Origin of the sequence: Streptomyces sp. NBC_00353 (genome assembly GCF_036108815.1) — a bacterium.
Taxonomy (GTDB): domain Bacteria; phylum Actinomycetota; class Actinomycetes; order Streptomycetales; family Streptomycetaceae; genus Streptomyces.
In genome coordinates, this window is sequence record NZ_CP107985.1 from 1,467,376 (window position 1) to 1,491,184 (window position 23,809).

Consider the following 23,809-nt stretch of genomic DNA (forward strand, 5'->3'; position numbering starts at 1 on the left):
GTCAGTCAACCCGAGCGCAACCCCGTGGACCCGATCGTCATCCGTACTTCGCATGACCGTGCAGGAGAGACAAGCTGACATGCAGTCATTCAACAACCGTGCCCGCAGCTGCCACCGGAGTGTCGCCGCCCCAAGCCCCATCCCTCACAGATGCGAGGGGATCCACGTCGGCTCCGAGCTCGCCCACGGGCGGGCCACTGGCACCATCCGCGCCCTGTGAAGGGCATCATCCACGACCCCAGCGGCCGACGCCGGCGGGGGAAGGCCCTCTGGCGCGGCGAAGAGGGTGTGTGCGGAGCAAGGGGTAGAGACGACTTCGCCGCATCTCTGGTGGTGTTCCTGGTCGCGCTGCCGCTGTGTGTGGGGGTGGCTGTCGCCTCCGGTGTTCCGGCCGAGCTGGGTCTGGTCACGGGAATCGTGGGAGGGCTGGTGACCGGATTGCTGCCGGGGAGCAGTCTCCAGGTCAGCGGCCCAGCGGCCGGCCTGACGGTGCTGGTCTACGAAGCCGTGACGGCTCACGGCCTCGCCGGCCTCGGTGTTCTCGTCCTCGCCGCCGGCCTGCTTCAGCTCCTCATGGGCGTACTCAGGCTGGGCCGCTGGTTCCGGGCCATCTCTGTGGCCGTCGTCCAAGGCATGCTCGCCGGCATCGGACTGCTGCTTATCGCCGGCCAGTTGTACGTCATGGCCGATCGCGAGGCGCCTGATACCGGGCCTTCCAAGATCGCCGGTATGCCCGGTCTGCTGGCCGATGTGTTCAGTTCCGCCCAGTCCATGGTGGCTCTCGGACTGGGCCTCGGGACGATCGCTGTCCTGGTCGGGTGGAAGCGCCTCCCTCCGTCGATGCGGCTCGTGCCCGCTCCGCTGGTCGCTGTCGCCGTCGCCTCCGCTACCGCCGCGATCTGCGACACGCCTGTCGCGAAGGTCGAGGTACAGGGGCTGCTGGACGCCATCCAGCCACCGAGCGCGGACGCATTCGGGCTGTTGACTCAGCTCGGCGTCCTCGGAACGGTGCTCGCGTTCGCCCTGATCGCATCGGCCGAAAGCCTGTTCAGCGCGGCGGCGGTGGACCGCCTCCACGCGGGACCACGCACGGATTACGACAAGGAACTCATCGCCCAGGGCGCCGGCAACGCGGTATGCGGTGCGCTCGGCTCGCTGCCCCTGACCGCGGTCATTGTCCGCAGCGCGGCCAATGTCCAGGCGGGCGCACGGAGCAAGGCGTCCAGAGTGCTGCACGGGGTATGGCTGTTGTTGTTCGCCGCGCTGCTGCCGTCGGCACTCGGTGTGATTCCGCTGTCCTGCCTCGCGGGCATCCTCGTCTACTCCGGCGCGAAGCTCGTCCCTGTCAAGGAGCTGATTGTGCTGTGGCGTGCGCACCGGGGCGAGGCAGTGATCGTGGTCGCCACGGCTGGGATGATCGTCGTGGCGAACATGTTCGAAGGCGTGCTGATCGGTGTTGCGCTCTCCGTGGCGAAGTCGGCGTGGGACACCTCTCACCTTCAGGTCGATGTCGCCGACGGAGGAGTCGGCGTGATCCGCGCGCGGCTGACGGGCAATGCGACGTTCCTCCGACTGCCGGCGATACTCGACGCCCTGGAGGCGCTGCCGAAGGACCGCCCGATCGAGCTCGACCTGTCGGGCCTGCGGCATCTGGACCATGCGTGCCTCACTGCCCTGACCACCTGGGCGGACAGACACAACACCCCGGGCACCGCCCCGGTCAGATTGGTCCCCGCGGAACCCTGACCGACACGACTCATGACGGCGGTTCGGGCCGTGCGCCGGTGCAGGCCTCTACTGGTCGGTGCCGCAGCCGGCCCCTGCCCCACCGTACGGACGTCGGGGCGCCGCCACCGGACGGTACGCACGCAAGCGACGGGTGTCCCCCCAGACGTCGGGGGGACACCCGTCTTGCACACAACGTGTCAGTGGTCGTCCCAGTGCCCGTCATGACCGACGTGCCGGTGACCGTCGTGCACGTAGTCCACGTGGTCCCCGTGCGGCACCGCGACATGCCCGCACCCGTCGCCATGCTGGTGCGCGTGGTCGCCGTGAGCGGTGTGCCCGCCCGGTTCACACTCGTCCACATGGCCGTCGTGAACACGATGGAGGTGACCGTCGTGCACGTAGTCCACGTGGTCCTCGTGCGGGATGGCCACGTGGCCGCAGCCCTTGCCGTGCTGATGCATGTGGTCGGGATGGGGGGCATGTGCTGTGGTCATGACGTTCTCCGGTCGTTCCTCGGAAGCGGCCTGCGCGCATTCGGCTTGCGCCACTGGCTCGAACTCTCCCTCCAACGAGCACCGGTACAGCTTGTCACCGTGGCGCGTCCGGTCGGGTGCGAAACGCGTCCGATGGGGTGACCGGGGCCTCGCAGAGCACGTCAGGGCTTCACCGGCACCCGTCTTCGTCGGCTCCGCAACGAGGCTCCCGGTCTTTGGGCCCGGCATGGCTTCCCCCCTTTGTCAGCAATGATTCGAGGGGTGGTGTCACCGGACCGGAAGGCACTGCCTCGCGATGGACGCGTTCATCATCGCGGGCGGGCCTGTGAGGGCTCGTGAGGTCGATGATCACGACCCCGATGCGGCCAGTCTCGTCGAGACACGCAACGCTCAGGAAGGCTTCCGCGGGAAGGCGTTGAGGGCCACTGTGAACAATGCAACGATTCCGCAGAACCGGTCGGCACGGAAGGATTAGTCGCGATGCATGATCGTAAGCGTCTTTCGGCCTCAGCGGCTTTCGACGCGCTGGGAGCCGAGTACGAGCGGGCTTTTGCCGAGTCGGCAGCCCACCATGCTTCGCTGCAGCGCCTGTTGGAACTGCTCGCGCCGCACAGCCGGGTATTGGACGTCGGCAGCGGGACAGGACGGCCGACCGCGCACATCCTGGCCGAGGCCGGCCACGAGGTGCTGGGTGTCGATGTCTCGCCCGTCATGGTGGAACTCGCGCGACGACAGGTGCCCGACGCCTCGTTCGAGTGTGCCGACATCCGCCATGTCACCCTGGAGAACAGCAGTTTCGACGCGGCGTGTGTCTACTTCTCCCTCTTGCAGATGTCACGCAACGACCAGTCCGAGCTCGTCCGGCGGCTCGGGCAGGTGGTGACCCGCGGCGGCCTACTGATGATTGCGACCGTACCGCTGGACGTGGAGGGCGTCGACGTCGAGTTCATGGGCCAGGACGTACAGGTGACCAGCTTCGCTGCTGCAGCATTCACCGAGTTGGTGATCGAAGCGGGATTCTCACTCCTGTGGGAGGAGAACACCCTGTTCACCCCGTCGTACCCCGGCGGGGTGCCCGAGCCTCAACTGTTCCTGCTCGGCCGACGGACCTGACAGCCCGTCCCAGCGGCGACTCGCCGCCACAGCCCCTCTCACACCCCTGTGCGGAGCGCCGCGGAGCTGTCTCATGCGCTGCTTTCCGGCCGAAGCGTGAACTTTCGCGTAAGAACCACCTCAGAAAAGCAGCAGGTCAGGCGGTAGTTCGCAGTTGTACCACCGGATTTCGTCCACATGCTGGACACCTCGCACGGGTCCCGCTCACCGCTTCCGAGCTGGCCGAACGACCATTCGGTTGATGCGCCGCCGGCGAGCCGGGCCGGAAAGAGCTGATCGATGTGCACTCACTGTCTGCATGCACGAGACTCCCGAACGCAATCGCACCCCCAAGCGAAGGAGATTCACAAGTGCGCTACAACATTGGCAAATTGAGCATAATCGCTACGGCATCTGCACTGATCATGACGGGCATGGGCGCCGTGGGTGTCGCGCAGGCCCAGCCCGTGCAGTCGACCAGCCTCTACGCCCCGTCAGCCCTCGTGCTGTCGGTCGGCAAGAGCAACGGCGCCGCTGTCACCGTCCAGCGGGCCGTCACCCTCAGCTGCGCCCCGCGCCCCAGCGGCACTCACCCCTCGCCCACTGCGGCGTGTGCGGATCTGCTCGCGGTCGACGGGGAGTTCACCCAGCTGACCACGCCGCCTCAGCGAAGCTGCACGCGTGAGTGGGATCCCGTCGTCATCAACGCGAACGGTGTGTGGCAGGGCCGGAGCGTCTCCTGGTCGGCCACCTTCAGCAACGCCTGCGAGATGCAGGCGAGCCTGACCGAGGGATCGGTCTTCGGCTTCTGATCGACCCTCGGCGCATGCAATCGCACCCGATGCCCCGGCCCGACGGACGTGTGCCGACCGGCGCACGTGATCGGGGCGAGCGCATCCGTAGTTGAGCGACGCGGGGCCCCCGCCGGCGGGAAGCGTCCCTGTCCATTCCGTCGTGACGACGAGTGCGTCGTCACGACGGCAACTGCGGTCGGGGCATGTGCCGGCAGTCGCCGAACCTCACCCGCGTGAGCCGCCCCACGGGCGAAGACCGATCACGGCGGTGCCGCTGCCAGCTCCACCGTCGTCGTGACGCGTACGAGAGCCGGGCGGCGGGGCGCGGAACCGAACCCGAATTCCACGGGTGGGTCGAGCGGTGCCAGCGCCCCGAGTCCGGCTCCGCCGAGCACGGCGTCCGCAGCGAGAATGGGCCACAGGTCATGGGCTCCGTACCACTCCCGACGCCCCGGGGCGGCAGTGCCCAGGGTGCGCACACCAGGCATCAGCCGCGCAGGGATGTTGCACAGTGCCGCCCAGCGCCGGCTCCTGACCAGCGGGGTGGGCACGGCGCGCAGCAGCCACCCCAGCGGGGTCCGGGAGCCGGTACTCAAGTGCAGACTCAGCGGGCCGGCCTGAATGCTCCACTCGGATCCGCCCCGCCGGACCGTGACGGGAACGACCTCGACGCACTCGAAGCGGTAGGTGGTGGCGACGAAGTCAGCGACGGCAGCGGACGGTGCCAGCAGCAACCGCTCGCCGTTTGGGTGCTGGATCATCACATCACTGAACGACCCGAAGGGTGAACGGGTCCAGTGCCCCACCACCAGCCGAGTTCCGGAGGTCGTCCCCACGCCGGCGATCCAGCCGTCGAATCGCAACCGCTCACCTTTCACACCGCACAGCTTCTCCCACCATCGAGGGAATGCGGCCGATGTCCGCGGCGAGGGCGAAACGTGCACCTTCCACCCGGTCTACCGGGTCGCGCGGATCACGGGGAATCGCTCGCCGACGGCACTTCCGTCCCGGGACGACGAAGAACGCTGGTGGTGTAGTCCGCCACGGCCGCTGCCAGACCGATGTCCAGCTGTGCGCGCTCGGACATGTACCACCGGTGTTCCAGCAGCTCGTGATAGAGCTCGGCCGGATCCATGGTGCTCCGGAGTTCCTGCGGAACCGCACGTACCGTGGGCCTGAACACCTCGCGGACCCAGCGGTGGGCAAGCACCTCCGCACGGGCGCCGAGCGGGTCGCCGGGCGCGTAGTCCTCCTGTGTCGCCATCCAGCTCTCAAGGTCGTTGAGGAGTCGCCGGGCCTGGTTCTCCTCGGCGTCGAGCCCGGTGAGGCGCAGCAGCTGGCGTTGGTGATGGCCTGCGTCGACAACCTTGGGGACGAACGTGATGGTTTCGCCGTTCGGGGAGTTGGCGATCTGCATCTCGGCGACGTCGAAGCCGAGGTCGTTGAGCCGACGCATGCGACGTTCGATGTAGTGATACTTGCCGGCCGGATAGACCGAAGTACGAGTCAGCTCACTCCACAGCTCCTCGTACCGCTGGCAGATCTCGGCGCCGAAAGCGATCGGATCCACCGAGGGATGGAGAGCACCCGAGGCCTCCAGGTCCAGCATCTCCCCGCTGATGTTCACCCGGGCCAGATCGATGTCGTATTCACGCTGTCCTGTGCTGAGTTGGTTGTGCACCTCGCCGGTCTCCGCGTCCACAAGGTAGGCGGCATAGGCGCCGGCGTCCCGGCGGAAGAGTGTGTTGGACAGGGAGCAGTCGCCCCAGGCGAACCCCGCCAGGTGCAGCCGGACCAGCAGTACGGCGAGTGCGTCCATGAGCCGGTGCACCGTGGTCGGGCGCATCGTCGTCTCGAACATCGAGCGGTAGGGCAGGGATCCGTTGAGATGACGAGTGATCAGCACCGGCTCCAGCGGTTCCCCGTCGGTGCCGGTGCGCCCGGTAACCACCGCGAGTGGGTCCACCGCGGGTATCCCGAGCCGGGCCAGGGTGCGCAACAGCTCGTATTCGCGTACCGCCGGCCGTTCGGCGAGCTCCTTGACGGCCACCACGTCGGACCCCGCTCGTGCATAGCGCACGACGTGGCGGGAGATGCCGCGCGGCAGCGTCACCAGGTGCTTCTCCGGCCACTCCTCCAGCGGCAGGTGCCAGGGCAGCTCGAGAAGCAACGCGGGGTGTTCGGGATTGGTGGCGCTGAACTGCAAAGCCATCGGTCGCCTCGCTCGTACTTTCGGTGACGGGACCACCAGTGTGACGTAGCGAGTCGCGCACCCCGTGGCGCCGGGGAGGGAAGCCCGTGCTTCCTGGCCGGCAGGTCCCTGCCGGGCGAGCGGCGGAGGAGACGGCCGGCCGCGCCGGCACCGGTCACCTCGGCCCTGATGGGTACCCCGGAGCCGTTGCGTCCAGGGCGATCGTGCGCACCGGCCAGCGGCTGCGCACAAACAGCTCGATGATGCAGTGGATCAGGTGCTGCTGTCGGGAGACGCCGTCCTCGGCAACGACATGCACGGTGGGGCGCTGCCGGCAGCGAGTCACCAACCCGAGCCGGCCTTCGGGCGTCACCGGGGCGTTGCGGGGGGTCACCGGGCTTCCCTCACGTCTGCGTGCACGGCTCGCCTTCGGGAGGCGACGATGACGACGACCGCCGTCGCGGCCAGTACGGCGCTGACCCACGCGACGTCTCGGTAGTCGTGCGTTGCTGCGGTCGCGATGCCGGCGAGCAGCGGTCCCAGGAACGCACCGGCGTTCAGTGCGACCGTGGCGAACGACCCGTTCAGTGACGGGGCGCGGGACGCGACGAACATGACGCGGTTGACGAATGTCGATCCGATGCCGAACGACAGCCCGCCCTGGATGATCGTCACGATGAACAACGGGGCTGGCCGGGTGCTGGTCGCGGCCAGCACCGCCCATCCGGCAGGCAGGGCGCACAGGGCGAGGATCAGTCCGCGCCGCAGCTGTCCATCGCCGATACGGCCGGCTGCGACGACCCCGACGAACGCGCCCGTACCGAACGCCGCGAGCAGCCCGGGAACCGCGCCGTCAGGCAGGTGAGCGACGTCTGTTGCGATGACGGCGAGGTAGGCGAATGTCGCGAAGGTTGCCCCGTTGACCAGAGTTGCGAGAGTCAGTGCCAGCTGCACGGGTCGCAACCTCAGTTCCCGCGCTTCCTGCCTGATCGAGACGTCGTGGTGACGGGCCGGGGAGGCGGGCGCCGACCGGAACACGAGCGCCAGTGCGGGCAGGCACAGGGCGGCGACCGCCCAGAACGCTGATCGCCAGCCGGACCGATCGCCGAGCATCGCGCCTGTGGGCACACCGGCAACGCACGACAGCGTCACCCCGGACAGCAGGATTGCGGTAGCTCTGGTTTGCTTCGCCGGAGCTGCCAGGGTGGTCGCGACGGACATCGCGACCGCGAGGAAACCGGCATTGACGATGGCGGCGACGATGCGTGTTCCGAACAGCACTGGGAAGCTCGCCGTGATCGCGCCGATCACGTGCACCACGATGAACGCAGCCAGGAAGCCCGCCAGCGCTCGACGCCGTGGCCATCGGGCGCTCAGTGCAGCCATGGCCGGCGCACCCACGATCATCCCGATGGCGTACGCGGAGGTCAGGCTCGCGGCGGCCGCCACCGACACGGACATGTCGTGGGCGATGCCCGGTACGAGCCCGGCCAACATGAATTCGGAGGTTCCTTGCGCGAAAACGGCAAGGCTGAGGACATGGACGAACAGAGGCAAGAGGTCGACTCCAGCGTTGAGCTACGCGGGCAGAGGCATCCGCGCGCCGGGCATCGACCTACGTCAACCGCGTACTGAGGGCGAGAGTCGAAACTGGACCAGACACACGGAACGAATGTCCGGTCGCTGGAAGCGAGATCGACCGAGAACCGATCGGTTACCGGTCAGAGAACAACTCGCCGCCGAGCGACCGGCGGCTCCGTTCTGTCTGACTCAGGGCTCATCACCCGGCGCACAGTACCCACGGCCCCTTTGACCTTCAACCGGATTACGACACGTGGGCTGGTTGAGCTGCACGGAGGTTCGTTCAACGGCTTGCCGGAATGAGCCGCGTCAGTCGGTGCCGGTGCACCTGCGGGGACTGATCGCTCCGCGGAGCGGAAGAACGGTCGGGCGCCGGCCGAAGGACGGCTGGGCCTGGGTGCGAGGTTCGTTCCGGCCCACTGTCAGTGGGTGGGTCTACCGTGCGTGGACAGAGGAACCCAGCGTGAGTAAGGGGAGACCATGACCACACTCGAGAATCGGCCGAACACCGCACTCGTCGTCGTCGACGTGCAGAACGGCGTCGTCGAGGGGGCTCACGAGCGCGACGCGGTCGTCGCGAACGTCGGCCACCTCATTGAGAAGGCACGGCGGGAAGGGACACCCGTTGTCTGGGTCCAGCACTCCGACGAGCAGCTTGTGAGGGGGAGCGACGACTGGCGGATCGTCCCCGAGCTGACTCCGGGCGACGCCGAGCCGCTCGTCGAGAAGAACTACGGCGACTCCTTCGAGGACACCACCCTCGAGACCGTCCTGTCGGGCCTCGGGGCCGGGCGCCTCGTCGTCGTCGGCGCGCAGACCGATGCGTGCATTCGCTCGACGCTCCACGGCGCATTCGTCAGGGGGTACGACGTCACCCTGGTCAGCGACGCCCACACGACGGAGAACCAGACGGCATGGGGAGCACCGCCGCCGGACCAGGTCATCGCGCACACGAACCTGTACTGGACCTACCAGGCGGCGCCGGGGCGGACTGCCGGGACGGTCGAGACCAAGAATGTCGACCTCGGCGGCACGTCCTGAGGCGTGTGCACCAAAGGCCGGGACGCCTCGGTCGGCTGTCACTCCCACGGGTACTGGCCCGAGAACTCGGCGAACGGCCCCATCAGCGCGCGAAGTTGTAGACCCGGATCGCCGCCAGGACGGCATCCGCGGTCGGTCGGCTCGGCCGTCGGACCGACGGCCAGTCGGCGCTCCGGCCGGCCGGCCTCGTGCTGAGGCGTCGATGGTGACCGACTGAGCGCGCTGCTGCGGGCGTGGCGGGCCGGGTCATAGGCCCACGATGACCTGGGCGGTGTCGTCGGTGGCGCCGCCGGGCGGAAGGAGGTCGGCGAGCAGGGCGTCGGCGAGGTTTTCGAGGTCGACTGCATGGTGACGCAACGGATCGGGGCGTCAGTCGTTCCGGTCCTGCGGGCCCGGCCCAACTGCCTGGCGGCGACGCCGCACGTGCCACGCGATGAGTCCGCCCATCACAATCACCGCGACAGCAAGCGTGACGACGCGCCCGGCGACCGCCTCGACTCGCTGGTAGGCGGAGCCTGCGAAGTAGCCGAGCAGGGTGAAGCCGACTCCCCAGACCAGGCCGCCGAGGGCGTTGAAGAGGAGGAAGCGGCGGTAGTGCATGCGGGAGATGCCGGCGAGCGCGGGCATCATGGCGCGGAAGAAGGCGATGAAGCGGCCCAGGAAGACTGCTTCTGGGCCCCGGCGACGAATGAAGTCCTGTGCCTTCTCGATGCGTTGCTCGTGGTGACGCGGCGGTCGTGTCGTCAAGATCCTTGGGCCGAAGTGGTGGCCGATCATGTAGCCCACGGTGTCTCCGGCGACGGCGGCAAGTACGACCGTCAGCGCGAGCCAATAGACCGAGACCTGTCCCTGGTTGGCGAGTACGCCACCCAGGACGACGGCTGTCTCACCGGGCAGGACGAAGCCGAAGAACAGCGCGTCTTCCGCGAACACGAGGGCGCCGACAACCGCGTAGACCAGTGGGCCGGACAGACCGCCGAGCCAGTCGGTGATCGCGTTCATGTGCGGTGTCCTCCGGGTCGTGGCCCGCCGTGGTCCAGTTTCAGGAACTGGGGGCGGTACGTGTGTGGGGCGGCGGTGTCCGGCGTGGCGCTCGGGCGCGCGCCCCACACGCTTCAGCCGACGGTCACGCGTGGAGCGCTCCGGTCCCGAGCAGCGCGAGGAGCAGGACGCCGACGATGATGCGGTAGACGACGAAGGCGTTGAAGGAGTGTCGGGCGACGAATTTGAGGAGCCAGGCGATGGAGGCGTAGGCGACGACGAAGGAGACGGCCGTCCCGACGACGAGGGGTGCGGCGCCCACTCCGGCGCCGACTGCGTCCTTGAGTTCGTACAGGCCCGCGCCCGTCAGGGCGGGGATGCCGAGGAAGAAGGAGAGTCGCGTCGCGGCGACCCGGTCCAGGTCGAGGATCAGCGCCGTGGACATGGTTGCCCCCGAGCGGGAGAAGCCGGGGAAGAGCAGCGCCAGGATCTGCGAACTGCCCACCAGCATGGCGTCCTTGAACGTGGTGTCGTCCTCACCGCGCTTGTGGCGTCCCATCTGGTCGGCCGCCCACATCACCCCGCTGCCGACGATCAGCGATCCCGCCACGACCCACAGGGACGCGAGTGGCCCCTCCACCAGCGGTTTCGCCGCGAGTCCGACGATCACGATCGGGATGGTGGCGTAGATGACCCACCACGCGAATTTGTAGTCGTGGTGGTACCGCTCACGCTTGTCGGTCAGCCCTCGGCCCCATGCGCTCACGATGCGCACGATGTCTTTGAAGAAGTAGACGAGTACTGCGGCGATGGCGCCGACCTGGATGACGGCGGTGAAGCCGACGACGGAGGTGTCGTCGACGGGGATACCCATCAGCCCTTCAGTGATCTTGAGGTGGCCGGTGGAGGAGACCGGGAGGAATTCGGTGATTCCTTCCACGACTCCGAGTACGGCGGCCTGGCCGATGCTTATGACGCTCATGGGTTCCGTCTCTGGGTGCGGCGGATGGGGCGGGGGTGTTGCTCAGGGGTGGCGGGGTTGGCGCAGACGGCGCATGGACCGGCCGATGCGTGCGCGCCACCTGCCGCGTCCGCGCTGCCAGGCGCGGGAGCGGCGGGTCGCGCCGAGCTCGGTGAACAGTGCGTCGTAGGTCGCGGCGATGGGGACGGGGTCGAAGCGCTTGGAGGCTCTCCGAGCGGCGTCTCCCATGCGGCGGCGGGCGCCCTCGTCGTCGATGAGGTCGAGCAGCGCCGCGGCGAGCGCCGCGGCGTCGCCGACCGGGACCAGGAGGCCATCGACGCCGTCGTGGATGATTTCGGCAGGGCCGAGCGGGCAGTTGGTGCTGACCACGGGGACTCCGCAGCGCATTGCCTCGACCAGGGTCATGCCGAACGACTCGGCGTCGGAGGCGCTCGCCACGATGGATGCCTGGGCGAACTCGGCCTCGATGTGTGCGGTCGCGCCCATCAGGCTTGCCCGCCCGGCCAGGCCGCGGTCGTCGATGAGGTCCTGAAGCCGGTCCTTGTCGGTGCCGGTGCCGTAGATGCGCAGGGACCAGTCGGAGCGCTCGGCCGCGACCTTGGCAAAGGCCTCGATGAGCAGGTCGAACCGCTTGGCACGGACCAGGCGTCCGGCCGCGGCGATGACCTGGGTGCTGCCGGCGGTGGGCGGCACGTGGGGTTGGGGCACGCTGTTGGCAATGGTCTGGATGTGCACGCCGGGCAGGCGCATCCTGGTCCGGTAGGCGGTGGCGTCCGCTTCGGTGGTGGTGATCACGGCGTCCAGGCCGCGATAGTGCCGGGCTAGTTGGCTGCGCAGGCGTGTGCTGTGCGTGTCGTGGGTGAGGTGTTCCTGGGCGATGCGCAGCGCGTGGCGGGGCGCGAACCGCGCCAGGTAGACATTGATGCCGGGGCGGGTTCCGATGATCACGTCGGCGTCGCAGGTGCGCAGGTACTCCTCAGCCCGCAGGTCGGTGAGACGGCTGTATTGCTTGTGGCGCTTTTCCGCTGAGGGGAAGGACTCTGCTGGCTGGTGCAGCCGCGGGTCGGCCGTGTCGGCGGCGTCCTTGCGCAGGTCGACGAGCGGCACCAGGGTCATCCGCTCATCGATGGTGAACCGGGGGCTGGTCCGGTGGCGCAGCATCGAGACGATCGTCACCTCATGGCGGTCCGCGAGCGCCGAGGCAAGATTGAGCGTGGTGCGGATGGTGCCGCCGATGCCGTAAACGTTGTGGATCAGGAAAGCGATCTTCACTCGCCGGGGCCCCTTTCGTGGCCTGGACCGTTGCGCTTCGCGTGGGGGCGCATGGCACACTCGGAACACAACAACGTCTACACAGCTGTAGACGCTGAAGTTTTACACGACTGTAGAAGACGATTGAGGGAACGCAAAACCCATGACTGCTGACGCCCGGGGACGGCCTCCCAAGCGGGCCAACGGTGAGCGGGTCGCCGAGGTCCTTGCCGTGCTGCAGCAGGCGGGCGAACCGCTGATCCCCGGCGAAGTCGCCGAGCGCCTTGGTGGCCCAAGGAGATCCGCCAGGCCAAATTCACCCTGGCCGAGCTGGAGGAAGAGGAACAGAGCCTGGAGCGGCTACGGCGCCGGCACCGCGACCTCATGACACGGGACGTCTCCGGCGCCCCGGAGGCCGGCGAACGGCTGCGGCAGTGCGCGGCGGCCTGCGAGGACTACGCGGAACGCGTCTTCCGCGTCGTGCACGAGACCCCAAAGGACAGCCGATGACCACCCGGCCCGCACCGCGGCGGCAGATGTGGCCCCTGTACGCGGCAGCCTTCACCACCGCCTTCGGCGCACACGGCGTCGCGGCCAGCCTCGGCGCCCTCTCCGGCGACGCGGTCACCTCACTCATGGTGCTCGGCGGACTGCTCGCGCTCTACGACGGGGCGGAGGTACTCCTCAAGCCGGTCTTCGGCACCCTCGCCGACCGCATCGGAGCCCGCCCCGTCCTCCTCGGTGGACTGGCCGCCTTCGTGGCGGCCTCCGCCGTCTATGCGGTGGCGGACAGCCCCGGCTGGCTATGGGCGGCCCGCCTGGGCCAGGGCTCAGCCGCCTCAGCGTTCTCCCCCTCAGCCTCCGCGCTCGTCGCCCGGCTCAACCCGGCCGCCAAGCACGGCCGCGCGTTCGGCAGTTACGGGTTCTACAAGTCCATCGGCTACACCCTGGGCCCACTGCTCGGCGGCGTACTGGTGTGGGCGGGCGGGATGCGACTCCTGTTCACCGTCCTCGCTCTGCTCGCCGCAGGCGTGGCGGCGTGGGCCGCCCTGGTCGTCCCGCACGTACCACCGCTCCCGCGCGCGAGGCAGACCGTCGCGGACTTGGCCAGGCGCCTCACCGACCCCGGCTTCCTACGGCCGACCGCCGCCCTGGCAGGCGCCACCGCCGCGCTCTCCGTCGGCGTCGGCTTCCTTCCCGTCTCCGGCGCGGCAGCCGGGCTCGGCACTGTGGCCACCGGCGCGGCCGTCTCGGTCCTCGCCGCATGCGCCGCAATCGTCCAGCCCAGGACCGGACGAGCCCTGGACGCCGGCCGCCTCACCGCACGCACCGGCATCGGAATCGGCCTGCTCACCACATCAGCAGGACTGGCCTGCGCAATGCTGCCCGGGCTGACCGGCGTGCTGCTCGCCGCAGGACTGATCGGTATCGGTACCGGCCTCATCACACCCCTCGGCTTCGCCACCCTGGCCACCTGCACACCCCCCGAACGCCTGGGCCAGACCATGGGATCAGCCGAACTCGGACGTGAACTCGGCGACGCCGGCGGCCCCTTGCTCGTCGCCTCAATTGCCACCCTGGCCACGCTCACCTACGGTTACGCCGCACTCGCCCTGCTCCTGGCCGCAGGCCCGATGACCCTGCTGATCTCCCGCCGCCGAATGCCACCCGCACCGATCGGCACGCCACACACGTAACCATGGGAGACGGGCGCCGCAGCACTCTGTCGGAGGTGCGGCGCGGCTCCTGACCGCGTTCGCAGCACAAGATGAGGCGCGCGCCTGAGCTGTGATTCGAAGAGCTGCTGGTGCAGCTCGGGGTGGTGGCGGTGACGGGGCTGCCGAATCTGCGGCTGCCCCGGGTGGTCAGCTGAGACGCGGGTGGTCGGCCGCGCACTGAGCGGGACCGGCCGCGCCCGGTACGGCAGCAGAGCCCCGATACGTCAGCAGGGCCCGGACCGCGCGTCGCGGTCCGGGCCCTGCCCCGTGCGGTGCCGCCCTGCGGCGGCGGTGCGTCAGCTCTGTGCGGTGTCGTCGCCCGCCTGCCCGGCGCCTTCAGCTGCGCGTGCCTTCTCGCGCATCTTGCGCACCAGCTCCGCCTTCCGGTCGGCTGCATCCTGGCGGTCGCGGTTGCGGTGCGGACCGTTGTTCTGCCGTTCGGCGCGGGACAGCTTCTTGCGCTGGCCGCCGCCCTGGCCCACGGGGTTGTTGATGTTCTTGCTGTCGGTCACGGGTTCTCCCGGTAATGATGTGAAGTGATCTACGGATTCATCGGTGGGGGACGGGCGGCGACGTCGAAGGACGTCAGCAGGTGCCCATCACGCCCTCACTCGTAAATCGGCATCTGGAAGAACATGACAAAGACGTTACCCGGTTCCGTCGGCCCCGCACACCAACCTTTTCGGTTCACCGGCGTCGGCCGGGCCTTCGGCGAGCGCCCGGGGTCAGCCGTTTCCTACCGGGAATCTCAGCACCGCCAGCACCCGCCGGTGGTCGCTGCCCGCCCGGGGCAGGTCCGGATGGGCCTTCCTGGGCCGCCGCGGGCGTACTCAGTGGTCGCGAGCACACTGACGGCATGAGAGATCATCTCACTTGCGCCCCGCCGTTACGGAACACCCTTTAACCGGCGGGGCCGCACCAAGTGAGGTGCAATTCACGCCCGACGACGGGAGCTGAGCGCTGTAGTTGACCCGTGAGCGTCCTACTTGGGCCGGCTGAGCGTTCTGAGTGGCCCGTAGACGGACCCCCCTGGGCGTTGATCACTTTGCTGACAGGGGTGGTGGCCTGCGGCAGGATGCGGACGCATGACTCTCTTGTCACGCATCACCATGCCGGGCCAGGTCCGGTCCGTGGCTGCAGCGGGTCCAGGCGATTTCTTGATCGGCTCCCAGGGATACGGGGCATTCACAACGGGCCGCTATCGCCGGGATGGCGGCGAAACGGCCCGGTGGGCCAGTCATGGAGCGATGCTCGTCAACGGACAGGGCACCATCTGCGGACCTGAGCTGGCTTGCGGCCCGGGCGGTCCGCGAGCGGGCGTCTGACCTGTAGCTCATTGCCGTCCATGCGCAGGTCCACACGCTCGGCGTCGGCGTAGGCGGACACATTCGCCAGCCTCCGCTGCCGTACGGCAGCGGGCAGCCGATCGCCGATCGACCGCGTACGTCAGACGCTCTTGTGGAACCCCGCGTCGACGGCGAAGTCGGCGCCGATCGTGCTGGCCGACCGCGGTGAAGCCAGGAGCAGGATGGCGTCCGCGACCTCCTGCGGGTCGATCAGACGGCCTGTCACCTGACCCATCATCTGCGGGGCTATGGTCTCCATGACGGTGTCACGGTCGGCACCGGCCATTCCCGCGATGACGTCCGCGGCTCCCCCCTTCTCGGTCCACCACGCGGTCCGCACCGCACCCGGGGAAACCGTGTTGACCCGAATCCCCTGAGGTCCGAACTCCTCCGACAGCGCCTTGGTGAGATTGGACAGCCCGGCCTTGGCGGCTCCGTACTCGATGTTGACGCTCGCGGGCTGGCGGGCCATACCGGTGGAGACGTTGACGATGGAACCGCCACCGCGCTCGATCATCCGGGGAATGGCGGCGCGGGTCATACGGACGGTCGAGAACAGGTTGAACTCGAAGATGGCCTGCCACTCGGCGTCGTCACCGTCGAAGAATCCAGTGCGAGGCATGGTGATACCGGGGGGCGGGCCGCCCGCATTGTTCACCAGGATGTCAAGCGCACCGAAGTGCCCGACCGCGCGATCGACGATCCGGCCCGGTGCATCCGGGTCCATCAAGTCGGCCGACACATGGAGGAGCCCTACTCCCCCGAGGTCCTTCAGTTCCGGCGTCATCCGGCGAGAGACGGCCACCACTTTCGCGCCCTCTTCCAGCAGAGAACGGGTGACGGCCAGCCCTATGCCCTTGGACGCGCCGGTAACGATGGCGACTCGGTCCAGCAGCTTCAGATCCACGATTTTCCTTCTTTCGAAACCGGATTCCCATCCCGCACGACACAGGAAAATGTCCTGGTACTCACACTGTTCCGAGCGGGTTCGAGGACCATGGTGCTCCGACTCCGAGAACCGGGCTGGCGCGATTCCGACACCGAATTTTTGGGCAGTCCCAGGAGTCGGGCACGCGAAGCCGTGCGCTGCCGGCACCGGGCGGACCTCCCGGATCGGTGCGGAGACGGTGGAGCGGTCCACCCCGTACAGCTCCGCCGAGGCAGCGGGGGGCAGTCCGAGCCGAAGGTGCACCAACGTGGCCAGGTGCCGGACGATGAAGCCATCTCACGTCACCTGCCGACCCCACCTATTGCCATCGCCCCCAAGGTCGTTAGCTTGGGAAGAGGGAATTGATCCATTGCTCCTCGTCCGAGGACGTGCCCATGACTTCGAGGTCCGCCGGATCGTGTGCGGCGCGGGGGCAGGCCAGGGACGCCGCTGATACCGCCGACTCGCACTATTCGTGGGTCGTGCTGTCCAACACCACGCTGGGTGTTCTGATAGCCACGATCAACGCGTCGATCATGCTTATCGCGCTGCCGGACATCTTCCGTGGAATCGGGATCGATCCTCTGCAGCCGGGGAACACAAGTCTGCTGCTGTGGTTGATCACGGGGTATTTGGTGGTTACAGCGGTGCTCGTGGTCACCTTCGGCCGGATGGGCGACATGTACGGCCGGGTTCGCATGTACAACGCGGGATTCGCGGTTTTCACCGTGTTCTCGGTGTTGCTGTCGGTGACCTGGATGCATGGCACGGCGGGCGCACTGTGGCTGATCCTGATGCGCGTGGGCCAGGGTGTCGGCGGCGCGATGCTGATGGCCAATTCCAATGCGATCATCACCGACGCGTTCCCGCCCGACAGACGCGGCCTGGCGTTGGGACTGAACCAGGTAGCGGGCATCGCCGGCTCGTTCATGGGGTTGGTGCTCGGAGGGCTGCTCGCCCCGGTGGAGTGGCGCATGGTGTTCCTGGTGTCGGTGCCGATCGGGGTGTTCGGCACGTTCTGGTCGTATCGGAAACTGCACGACACCGGCATCCGTCGGCCCGCCCGGCTGGACTGGTGGGGCAATCTGACCTTCGCTGTCGGGCTGGTCGCGGTGCTGGCCGGCATCACTTACGGCATCCAGCCCTACCGCGGGCACACCATGGGCTGGACCAACCCGTGGGTGCTGTCCGCCCTGGTCGGCGGCGTGGTCATGCTGGTGATCTTCGGCATCGTGGAGACCAGGGTCGCGGAGCCGATGTTCCGGATGAGCTTGTTCCGTATCCGTGCATTCACCGCCGGGAACCTCGCGAGCCTGCTGTCCGGGATGGGACGCGGCGGGCTGATGTTCGTCCTGATCATCTGGCTGCAGGGCATCTGGCTGCCCCGGCGTGGCTACGGCTTCACCGAGACCCCGCTATGGGCGGGCATCTACATGCTGCCGCTCACCGTCGGATTCCTGATCGCCGGGCCGATCTCAGGCTGGCTGTCCGACCGCTTCGGGGCGCGGCCGTTCGCCACCGGCGGCATGCTCGTCGCCGCCGGCAGCTTCGTGCTGCTGGCACTGCTGCCGGTCGATTTCCATTACGGGACCTTTGCCGCGATCCTCCTGCTCAACGGGATCGGGATGGGACTGTTCGCTTCCCCGAACCGGGCCGGGATCATGAACAGCCTGCCCGCGGACCAGCGTGGGGTCGGCGGCGGCATGAGCACCACCTTCCAGAACTCTGCGCTGGTGCTGTCGATCGGGGTGTTCTTCAGCCTGATCGTCCTCGGCCTGGCCGGCACACTGCCGCACGCCCTGTCCAGCGGCCTCGTCGCCCAGGGCGTCCCCGCCGGCGACGCGGACCGGCTGTCGGCACTGCCACCGGTCTCGGTGCTGTTCGCCTCGCTGCTGGGCTACAACCCGGTCCAGACGCTGCTCGGCCCGAATGTGCTGGATCAGCTGCCGGCGAGCCACGCGGCCTACCTGACCGGCCGTAGCTTCTTCCCCGCCCTGATCTCCGGGCCCTTCGCGAACGGCCTGGACGCCGCGTTCATGTTCGCCATCGCCGCCTGCCTCGTCGCCGCTGTCGCCTCCTGGCTGCGCGGCGGCAAATACGTGCACACCGAAAGGCCGACCACCGTCGGCACCACGGACTATTCCTGCCCGGCACTCCGGGGCCCGGAGGCGGCACACCACGGCTCCGTGACACCGGACCGAGCGGCCGTCCCCGTCGGAACCCACGGGCTCGCCTCGGGCGTCGCACACTCCACCCCACCGACGGATCGGGCCAGTCGGCCCGAACTGCGCGAAGACCGACCTCACCCCACCAGGGACTCCCCCCTCGCGGCGTACGCGCTGATCGTCACGGCACATGGCTACCGCCCGGCCACGTACTCGATGACGACCGGTGGCGACGGCCAACCCGCCGCCGCGGAAACCGCCCCTCGGACGAACGGGCAGATCGCCGGTGTGGTCCGCGCGGCAAGCCCGGACCGCCCACTGCCCGGGGCCGTCATACGCGCCGTCGACGCGACGGGCAAGGTCGTGGCACGCACCATCACCGACCGCGACGGCAGGTTCCGGCTGACCGGCCTGCCCCGCCGCCCGTACTCGGTGACCAGGGCACCGAGCCCGACGACACCGCCGGATGGCAATGGCTCGGCCGGCGCCACCTTGCACCTCACCCTGGACGGCATGCGGTCATGACCGAGCCGAAGCAAGCGTCCGAGTCCAGCAGCCGGGCGGCGGGTCGAAAGCCCATACGGCCCGCACCGACCCAGCCGTTGCCCTTCTTGGGTCAGAACCAGCCACCGTCGGCCTGGATGGTCCGGCCGGTGATGAACGAGGCATCGTCCGACACCAGGAACGAGACGACCGCTGCGATTTCGGAGGGCTGGGCCATCCGGCCGAGCGAACTGGCGGTGCGGACAAGGGTGTGGAATTCAGTGTCGACGTCGGGATGGACGTAGTGGGAAGCCGCTTGAGCGGACATGTCGGTGACGGTTCCCCCGGGCGCGATGGCGTTGATGGTGATACCGCGCCTGCCGAGTTCGGCGCTGAGGTTGAGCGCGATGCATTCGACTGCGGCCTTACTCGACGCATAAAGGGCGTGGTAGAAAACCGCCTTGTGGGCACTCTGCGACGACGTGAGTACGATCCTCCCTCCTTCACCCATATGCCGTGTGGCGTTCTGGACGGCGAAGAACTGGGCTCGCGTGTTGATGGCGAACACACGATCGAAGTCGGCGGGGGTGACGTCGTCCAGCTTGCCGAAGTACTCAATTCCGGCGTTGCTGACCAGAATGTCGAGTCCGCCAAGAGCTTCGTCGGCCTCATCGGCCAGGCGCCGGATCTGGTCCGGATCGCTGACGTCCGCCTTGATCGCGACCGCGCGGCAGCCGTCGGCGGTAATCTCGGCAGCGAGCGCTTCGGCCGCGTCGCCGCTGCTCCGGTAGTTGATTGCCACGTCTGCCCCGTCAGCGGCGAGCCTGCGGGCCACAGCCGCGCCGATCCCTCGTGCACCACCGGTGACGAGGGCCTTCCTGCCTGTCAGCCTTCCGCTCATCGGTCTTCTCCCGTCCACGGGAATCCGGCAGTCACGCCGAATGCCGGTAACGCGGCGTACGGGCCCCAGAACTCACGGACTGCCGCGATCGTCCTCGTCACCGTGGGCGCCTCACCCAGGGGTGGCCCGTCGGTCAGCTCGAGCCGTTGGGGTGGAGGACGACCTTGAGGTTCCGAAAAATGCTCACTCAAAATTGGCGCGAGGAACTTACCGGGGAGCCGCACGACACCAATTGCCCGGCGCGCTTCCCATTGCCTCTCCAGCCGCAGCAGCAGGCGCAGCGAATGCGCCCTCCAGGACACTCACTTCAAGCCTCCCACCGGGCCACTGCATGTCAACTGGAGACCGGCGAGGAATATTTGGTCATCCATGTTGCAGCGCCAACCGTGTCGGAACCACAGGAAATGCCCTGTCACGGCACTGTCGTCGACCGACGGAAAACGAATCACTGAGACCGCTTTCAGGATCTGCGGGACAGAAGCCTCGAGGGGCACTTCCGTGGCCCGCTCAAGACTCGCTTGCCCACTGGCGCTCGTCGGAAGCCGAAGGCCAGCCCCATAGGATGCCGGCCATGGCGCACTTCGAGGACGTCAGGGACACCTTCTGGATGGACGGCACCAGCTACGGCGTCCAGCCGCCGGTGACTGACGAGATCATTCGGGAAACGGAGCGTCTGCTTGACGTCACCCTCCCGGCTCCTCTGGTTGACCTGCTCCGAGCGCAGAACGGGGGCCTGGTAGCGGATGGAAGGAGTGCGTTCCCCACCGACCGGCCCAACTCGTGGAGTGAAGATCACGTTCCGTTCGACACGCTCATGGGCATAGGCCGCCGCGAGCCCATGACATCCCTCCTCGACAGCCCGTATCTGGTCGCCGAATGGGGGCTGCCTTCACCGGTCGTGCTTCTGTCCGGTGACGGGCACTGTTGGATCGGGCTCGACTACCGGCGGTGCGGGCGGCACGGTGAACCGTCGGTGACGTGGTTCGATGCCGACGACAACACAGAGCTGGCCCTTGCCCGGGACTTTCGGTCCTTCGTTGAGGGCCTCACCTCCGCGCACGACTTCACCGGGGACGTTCACCCCGAGGGGGCGTCGTCCTGACGTCGTCAATGGTGCCGCATTGCCGCAGGCCCGTGCTGAGGCCCCATGAGTTGACGTGAGTGAGCAGCTCCGCGGCGACCGTCGTGCCGGTCCACCACGAGCGACTTGCACACGCCGCTGAACCGCACTACCGCCGGGCCACCCGTTCGGTCGACCTCGCTTACGAGAGCGCCGTCGACTGATTGATCCGGCCGAGGAACCCGAGTGGCCGAGCGCCTGGTCGAGGAAGTCTTCACCGCACTGGACGCACGGACCGTCGTCATCACCGGCACGGACGGCCGCGCTGTACTCCGACGCCCCCAACGCGCCATCAAGGCTGCTCTCGCCGCCGCGCGCTCGACGGGCCACGCCCTCAGATCCGCGTCGGCGATGGAGGGGTTGACCAAACGGCGTCTCTCCAGTGGCGCGAGCGCGCACGTCCAATAAATTACCTTTTACGAAACATTTATGTAACTGGCGGCAATCCCGACGCTGGTTGGGCCGCCGCACGCGGTCGCGCGCCTTGTGGGCCGGGGCCGGCTCACGGAATCCGATCGCGGCGGCACCGCACGACCTGCCGCCTGGATCCTTGCCTGAGGGGAACCATGGCTCACGAGACATCCGCGACCCTGGAGGAAGGGTGGAGCGGCGAAGGGTGCCCGGCGAGTGCGTTTGCCCGGCGGTCGTTTCTTCACGGCGCCGCCGCGGGCCTGGCAGGAGCGGCGGGCGCTACCGTCCTGGGCAGCAGTGCGGCGAGTGCCGACCCGACGGTCGAGATCAAGGCGGAACCGAAATCCCGCACGATTCCCTTTCATGGTCATCACCAGGCAGGCATCGCCACTCTGCCCCAACAGGACGCAATTTTCGTCTCGTTCGACGTGACCGCCTCCAGCCGTGCGAAGCTCACCGACCTTTTCCGCACGCTGACCTCGCGAGCCCGCTTCCTCACGGCGGGCGGCAGGCCACCGAAGGTGCCGCGGACCGCAGCGCCATCGGACAACGGCATCATGGGACCCACGTTCGTGGCGGATGGTCTCACCCTGACAGTCGGAGTGGGTGCGTCCCTCTTCGACAGCCGCTACGGATTGAGCAAGCGCAAGCCGGTCCAGCTCATTACGATGAAGCCTTTCCGCCATGACAACCTGGACCCCGCGCTGAGCCAGGGTGACCTGCTGATCCAGATCTGCGCCGATCACCGCGACACGACGGTGCACGCATTGCTCGACATCCTGACCCACACCAAATCAGCGATGAAGCTGCGCTGGCGCATTGACGGCCAGCGCAATCCGGAGCGTCCTGTCGGTGTCCGGCGCGACTGGTTCGGCTTCAAGGACGGAATCTCCAACCCGACCCTCTCCGATGAGGCCCAGATGAATCAGGTGGTCTGGGTCCAGCCGAAGAGCGCCGAACCGGCCTGGACCGCAGGCGGCACGTACCACGTGGTGCGTATCGTGCACTTCTTCATCGAGGCGTGGCAGAAGGTGCCCGTTGCTCAACAGGAGCGGATCTTCGGCCGCCGCAAGGCGAGCGGCGCGCCCATGTACGCCGCGGATGAGAACGCCACGGATCTCCTCGATCCCATCTACACCAACGACCCGCAGGGCCTGATCACCCCGCTGAACTCTCACATCCGCCTCGCCAATCCCCAGACTCCGCAGACCGCGGCGACCAGCACGATCCTGCGTCGGAGTTACGACTACGACCGGAGCCCCAACCCGCCGGAACTCGACATGGGGCATGCATTCGTCTGCTTCCAGCGGAAGCTGAACACCTACATCGCCATGCAGACCCGGCTGGAAGACGAAGCACTGGTGCCGTTCATCAGCCCCAGGGGCGGGGGTTACTTCTTCGCGCTTCCCGGTGTTCGGGACGAGAAGGACTACTACGCCCGCGCACTCCTGGCCTGATCCTCCCTGTCACCGGGCGGCGTCGGCGAAAGCTACCTCGCCCGGCCCTGGACATAACCATCGCAACGCGCACAGGAGGCGAGATGTTCTCTGCCCTGCGGACCCGATTCGGCAGCGGCCGTCGCCGACCCGGCAGGACGCTCCGACCGGTACTCGCGGCGGGCATCGGGATCCTGTTGATCTCCTGTACGGCCACCGCCCCGATCCACAAGGAATCCCCTCGGCTGGCTGCGCCCACTCACGGCAGTGCCAGTGGCCGCGTGTATGTCACGAACCAGCAGGACAACACGCTCTCGGTGATCGACGCCGGTACCTACAAGGTCGTCGCAACCGTGCCGGCCGGCGTGGCGCCCGAAGGCGTCGCGGTCACCAAGGACGGCAGACGCGTGTACATCGCCAACAGCGGCTCGGCCCGGGTCTCGGTCCTCGACACCGGGAACAACAAGATCGTCAAAACCGTGAAGGTCGGGAAGAGCCCCACCGGTGTCGGGCTCAGCCCCGATGGCACGTCCCTCTATGTCACCAACGGCAGTTCGAACAACGTCTCGGTGATCGACACCCGAACCAACCGGGTAACCGCGACCATCCCGGTCGGCAAGTCTCCGGTGAACGTGGCGTTCAGTCCTGACGGCGGTACGGCCTACGTGGCGAATTCCGGGTCCGGCAACCTGTCGGTCATCAACACCAGCACGCGCCGCGTCACCAGGAAACTTTCCGCAGGGCGCTCCCCGGTGGGCGTCGCCATCACCCCGGACGGCAAGTCGGCCTACGTCGCCGACGAGGTGGCAGCACACGTCCTCGTGGTCGGAACCCGTTCCGGCAAGGCGACCGCCGTGCCCGTAGGAGAGGGCCCCTTCGACACGGCCGTCGGGCCCGACGGCCGCTTCGCCTACTCCGCCGTTCTCGGCCCGGGCAACGTATCCGTGATCGACATCGGCAACCACCGCGTCTCGGCAACCATTGCCCTGGGCCCGCCCGGCACCGATCCGTTCAACCTGGAGGTCACCAACGACGCGATCTACGTCACGAACCAGGGAGCAGGCACCCTCACGGTCATCGACCCGCATTCCCACGACGTCGTCGCGACGGTCACCCTCGGCGACAGCCCCTACGGCGTGGCGGTGAGCTGAGCGCCCGCGACGCAC

Annotated in this window: 23 protein-coding genes; 12 read left to right on the forward strand and 11 right to left on the reverse strand. The window is 68.0% G+C overall.

The features are described 5' to 3' along the window. Positions 1-288 precede the first annotated feature (288 nt). Positions 289-1,746, forward strand: coding sequence for a SulP family inorganic anion transporter (locus OHA88_RS07080; RefSeq protein WP_443044353.1), 1,458 nt, complete (start codon positions 289-291; stop codon positions 1,744-1,746). A gap of 179 nt (positions 1,747-1,925) precedes the next feature. Here the strand turns inward: OHA88_RS07080 and OHA88_RS07085 are convergent, their stop codons facing one another. After that, complete coding sequence (locus tag OHA88_RS07085; protein WP_078878953.1) at positions 1,926-2,222, reverse strand: hypothetical protein; 297 nt, start codon at positions 2,220-2,222, stop codon at positions 1,926-1,928. A 480-nt stretch (positions 2,223-2,702) separates the two neighbouring features. On the opposite strand from OHA88_RS07085, the gene OHA88_RS07090 reads away from it, so the two are divergent. Then, entirely contained in the window at positions 2,703-3,335 is a 633-nt protein-coding gene (locus OHA88_RS07090) for a class I SAM-dependent methyltransferase (RefSeq protein WP_328624708.1), read from the forward strand. A 350-nt stretch (positions 3,336-3,685) separates the two neighbouring features. Beyond that, complete coding sequence (locus OHA88_RS07095; RefSeq protein ID WP_383374528.1) at positions 3,686-4,126, forward strand: SSI family serine proteinase inhibitor; 441 nt, start codon at positions 3,686-3,688, stop codon at positions 4,124-4,126. Positions 4,127-4,368: 242 nt separating this feature from the next. Here OHA88_RS07095 and OHA88_RS07100 read toward each other — a convergent pair whose 3' ends face one another. The 4 genes from OHA88_RS07100 to OHA88_RS07115 form a co-directional block, all read right to left on the reverse strand. Beyond that, positions 4,369-4,986, reverse strand: coding sequence for a hypothetical protein (locus OHA88_RS07100; protein WP_328624709.1), 618 nt, complete (start codon positions 4,984-4,986; stop codon positions 4,369-4,371). Positions 4,987-5,081: 95 nt separating this feature from the next. Continuing rightward, positions 5,082-6,320 carry a DUF4032 domain-containing protein gene (locus tag OHA88_RS07105; protein ID WP_328624710.1) on the reverse strand — a complete coding sequence of 413 codons (1,239 nt, stop codon included), beginning with the start codon at positions 6,318-6,320 and terminating at the stop codon, positions 5,082-5,084. Between the two features lie 154 nt (positions 6,321-6,474). Then, a complete protein-coding gene (locus OHA88_RS07110) occupies positions 6,475-6,693 on the reverse strand; it encodes a hypothetical protein (RefSeq protein WP_328629959.1) in 219 nt (72 codons plus the stop codon). Next, positions 6,690-7,796 (reverse strand): Cmx/CmrA family chloramphenicol efflux MFS transporter, encoded by a 1,107-nt coding sequence (locus OHA88_RS07115; protein ID WP_443044188.1) that lies wholly within the window; start codon positions 7,794-7,796, stop codon positions 6,690-6,692. The genes OHA88_RS07110 and OHA88_RS07115 overlap by 4 nt, the downstream gene beginning before the upstream one ends. Before the next feature lie 564 nt (positions 7,797-8,360). Here OHA88_RS07115 and OHA88_RS07120 point away from each other — a divergent pair. Continuing rightward, a complete protein-coding gene (locus OHA88_RS07120; RefSeq protein ID WP_328624712.1) occupies positions 8,361-8,921 on the forward strand; it encodes an isochorismatase family protein in 561 nt (186 codons plus the stop codon). A 369-nt stretch (positions 8,922-9,290) separates the two neighbouring features. Here OHA88_RS07120 and OHA88_RS07125 read toward each other — a convergent pair whose 3' ends face one another. From OHA88_RS07125 to OHA88_RS07135, 3 genes are all read right to left on the reverse strand, one after another. After that, positions 9,291-9,923, reverse strand: a complete 633-nt coding sequence (locus OHA88_RS07125; protein WP_328624713.1) for a DedA family protein — start codon at positions 9,921-9,923, stop codon at positions 9,291-9,293. Positions 9,924-10,047: 124 nt separating this feature from the next. Beyond that, positions 10,048-10,884, reverse strand: coding sequence for an undecaprenyl-diphosphate phosphatase (locus OHA88_RS07130; RefSeq protein WP_328624714.1), 837 nt, complete (start codon positions 10,882-10,884; stop codon positions 10,048-10,050). Positions 10,885-10,926: 42 nt separating this feature from the next. After that, on the reverse strand, positions 10,927-12,156 hold the full coding sequence (locus OHA88_RS07135; protein WP_328624715.1) for a glycosyltransferase family 4 protein: 1,230 nt from the start codon (positions 12,154-12,156) through the stop codon (positions 10,927-10,929). 279 nt (positions 12,157-12,435) lie between these two features. Here OHA88_RS07135 and OHA88_RS07140 point away from each other — a divergent pair, with 279 nt between their 5' ends. Both OHA88_RS07140 and OHA88_RS07145 read left to right on the forward strand, forming a co-directional pair. Then, complete coding sequence (locus tag OHA88_RS07140) at positions 12,436-12,645, forward strand: Chromate resistance protein ChrB (RefSeq protein WP_328629613.1); 210 nt, start codon at positions 12,436-12,438, stop codon at positions 12,643-12,645. 26 nt (positions 12,646-12,671) lie between these two features. After that, entirely contained in the window at positions 12,672-13,832 is a 1,161-nt protein-coding gene (locus OHA88_RS07145; RefSeq protein ID WP_443044354.1) for an MFS transporter, read from the forward strand. Between the two features lie 317 nt (positions 13,833-14,149). Here the strand turns inward: OHA88_RS07145 and OHA88_RS07150 are convergent, their stop codons facing one another. Continuing rightward, positions 14,150-14,365, reverse strand: coding sequence for a DUF6243 family protein (locus OHA88_RS07150; RefSeq protein WP_328624717.1), 216 nt, complete (start codon positions 14,363-14,365; stop codon positions 14,150-14,152). A gap of 934 nt (positions 14,366-15,299) precedes the next feature. Continuing rightward, complete coding sequence (locus OHA88_RS07155) at positions 15,300-16,106, reverse strand: SDR family NAD(P)-dependent oxidoreductase (protein WP_328624718.1); 807 nt, start codon at positions 16,104-16,106, stop codon at positions 15,300-15,302. 416 nt (positions 16,107-16,522) lie between these two features. Between OHA88_RS07155 and OHA88_RS07160 the strand changes: the two genes are divergently transcribed. Continuing rightward, positions 16,523-18,817: an MFS transporter gene (locus tag OHA88_RS07160; RefSeq protein WP_443044189.1), complete on the forward strand. Its 2,295-nt coding sequence runs from the start codon at positions 16,523-16,525 to the stop codon at positions 18,815-18,817. A 91-nt stretch (positions 18,818-18,908) separates the two neighbouring features. On the opposite strand, the gene OHA88_RS07170 is transcribed toward OHA88_RS07160, so the two are convergent. Then, entirely contained in the window at positions 18,909-19,676 is a 768-nt protein-coding gene (locus OHA88_RS07170) for an SDR family NAD(P)-dependent oxidoreductase (RefSeq protein ID WP_328624719.1), read from the reverse strand. 571 nt (positions 19,677-20,247) lie between these two features. Here OHA88_RS07170 and OHA88_RS07175 point away from each other — a divergent pair. The 5 genes from OHA88_RS07175 (at position 20,248) to OHA88_RS07195 (ending at position 23,794) form a co-directional block, all read left to right on the forward strand. Continuing rightward, a complete protein-coding gene (locus tag OHA88_RS07175) occupies positions 20,248-20,778 on the forward strand; it encodes an SMI1/KNR4 family protein (protein ID WP_328624720.1) in 531 nt (176 codons plus the stop codon). Positions 20,779-20,837: 59 nt separating this feature from the next. After that, the gene (locus tag OHA88_RS07180) at positions 20,838-20,960 is read left to right on the forward strand and encodes a hypothetical protein (RefSeq protein ID WP_328624721.1); all 123 of its coding nucleotides are present in this window, start codon (positions 20,838-20,840) and stop codon (positions 20,958-20,960) included. Positions 20,961-20,982: 22 nt separating this feature from the next. Then, the gene (locus tag OHA88_RS07185) at positions 20,983-21,204 is read left to right on the forward strand and encodes a hypothetical protein (RefSeq protein WP_328624722.1); all 222 of its coding nucleotides are present in this window, start codon (positions 20,983-20,985) and stop codon (positions 21,202-21,204) included. A 158-nt stretch (positions 21,205-21,362) separates the two neighbouring features. After that, entirely contained in the window at positions 21,363-22,664 is a 1,302-nt protein-coding gene (locus OHA88_RS07190; RefSeq protein WP_328624723.1) for a Dyp-type peroxidase, read from the forward strand. Positions 22,665-22,747: 83 nt separating this feature from the next. Beyond that, positions 22,748-23,794, forward strand: a complete 1,047-nt coding sequence (locus OHA88_RS07195; RefSeq protein ID WP_328624724.1) for a YVTN family beta-propeller repeat protein — start codon at positions 22,748-22,750, stop codon at positions 23,792-23,794. Positions 23,795-23,809 lie beyond the last annotated feature (15 nt).

Excerpts from the sequence above, each read along its gene's own strand:
- OHA88_RS07085 (WP_078878953.1), bottom strand. The coding sequence starts at position 2,222 with ATGACCACAGCACATGCCCCCCATCCCGACCACATGCATCAGCACGGC.
- OHA88_RS07090 (WP_328624708.1), top strand. The coding sequence starts at position 2,703 with ATGCATGATCGTAAGCGTCTTTCGGCCTCAGCGGCTTTCGACGCGCTG.
- OHA88_RS07105 (WP_328624710.1), bottom strand. The coding sequence starts at position 6,320 with ATGGCTTTGCAGTTCAGCGCCACCAATCCCGAACACCCCGCGTTGCTT.
- OHA88_RS07115 (WP_443044188.1), bottom strand. The coding sequence starts at position 7,796 with ATGTTGGCCGGGCTCGTACCGGGCATCGCCCACGACATGTCCGTGTCG.
- OHA88_RS07120 (WP_328624712.1), top strand. The coding sequence starts at position 8,361 with ATGACCACACTCGAGAATCGGCCGAACACCGCACTCGTCGTCGTCGAC.
- OHA88_RS07125 (WP_328624713.1), bottom strand. The coding sequence starts at position 9,923 with ATGAACGCGATCACCGACTGGCTCGGCGGTCTGTCCGGCCCACTGGTC.
- OHA88_RS07130 (WP_328624714.1), bottom strand. The coding sequence starts at position 10,884 with ATGAGCGTCATAAGCATCGGCCAGGCCGCCGTACTCGGAGTCGTGGAA.
- OHA88_RS07145 (WP_443044354.1), top strand. The coding sequence starts at position 12,672 with ATGTGGCCCCTGTACGCGGCAGCCTTCACCACCGCCTTCGGCGCACAC.
- OHA88_RS07160 (WP_443044189.1), top strand. The coding sequence starts at position 16,523 with ATGACTTCGAGGTCCGCCGGATCGTGTGCGGCGCGGGGGCAGGCCAGG.
- OHA88_RS07170 (WP_328624719.1), bottom strand. The coding sequence starts at position 19,676 with ATGAGCGGAAGGCTGACAGGCAGGAAGGCCCTCGTCACCGGTGGTGCA.
- OHA88_RS07175 (WP_328624720.1), top strand. The coding sequence starts at position 20,248 with ATGGCGCACTTCGAGGACGTCAGGGACACCTTCTGGATGGACGGCACC.
- OHA88_RS07190 (WP_328624723.1), top strand. The coding sequence starts at position 21,363 with ATGGCTCACGAGACATCCGCGACCCTGGAGGAAGGGTGGAGCGGCGAA.
- OHA88_RS07195 (WP_328624724.1), top strand. The coding sequence starts at position 22,748 with ATGTTCTCTGCCCTGCGGACCCGATTCGGCAGCGGCCGTCGCCGACCC.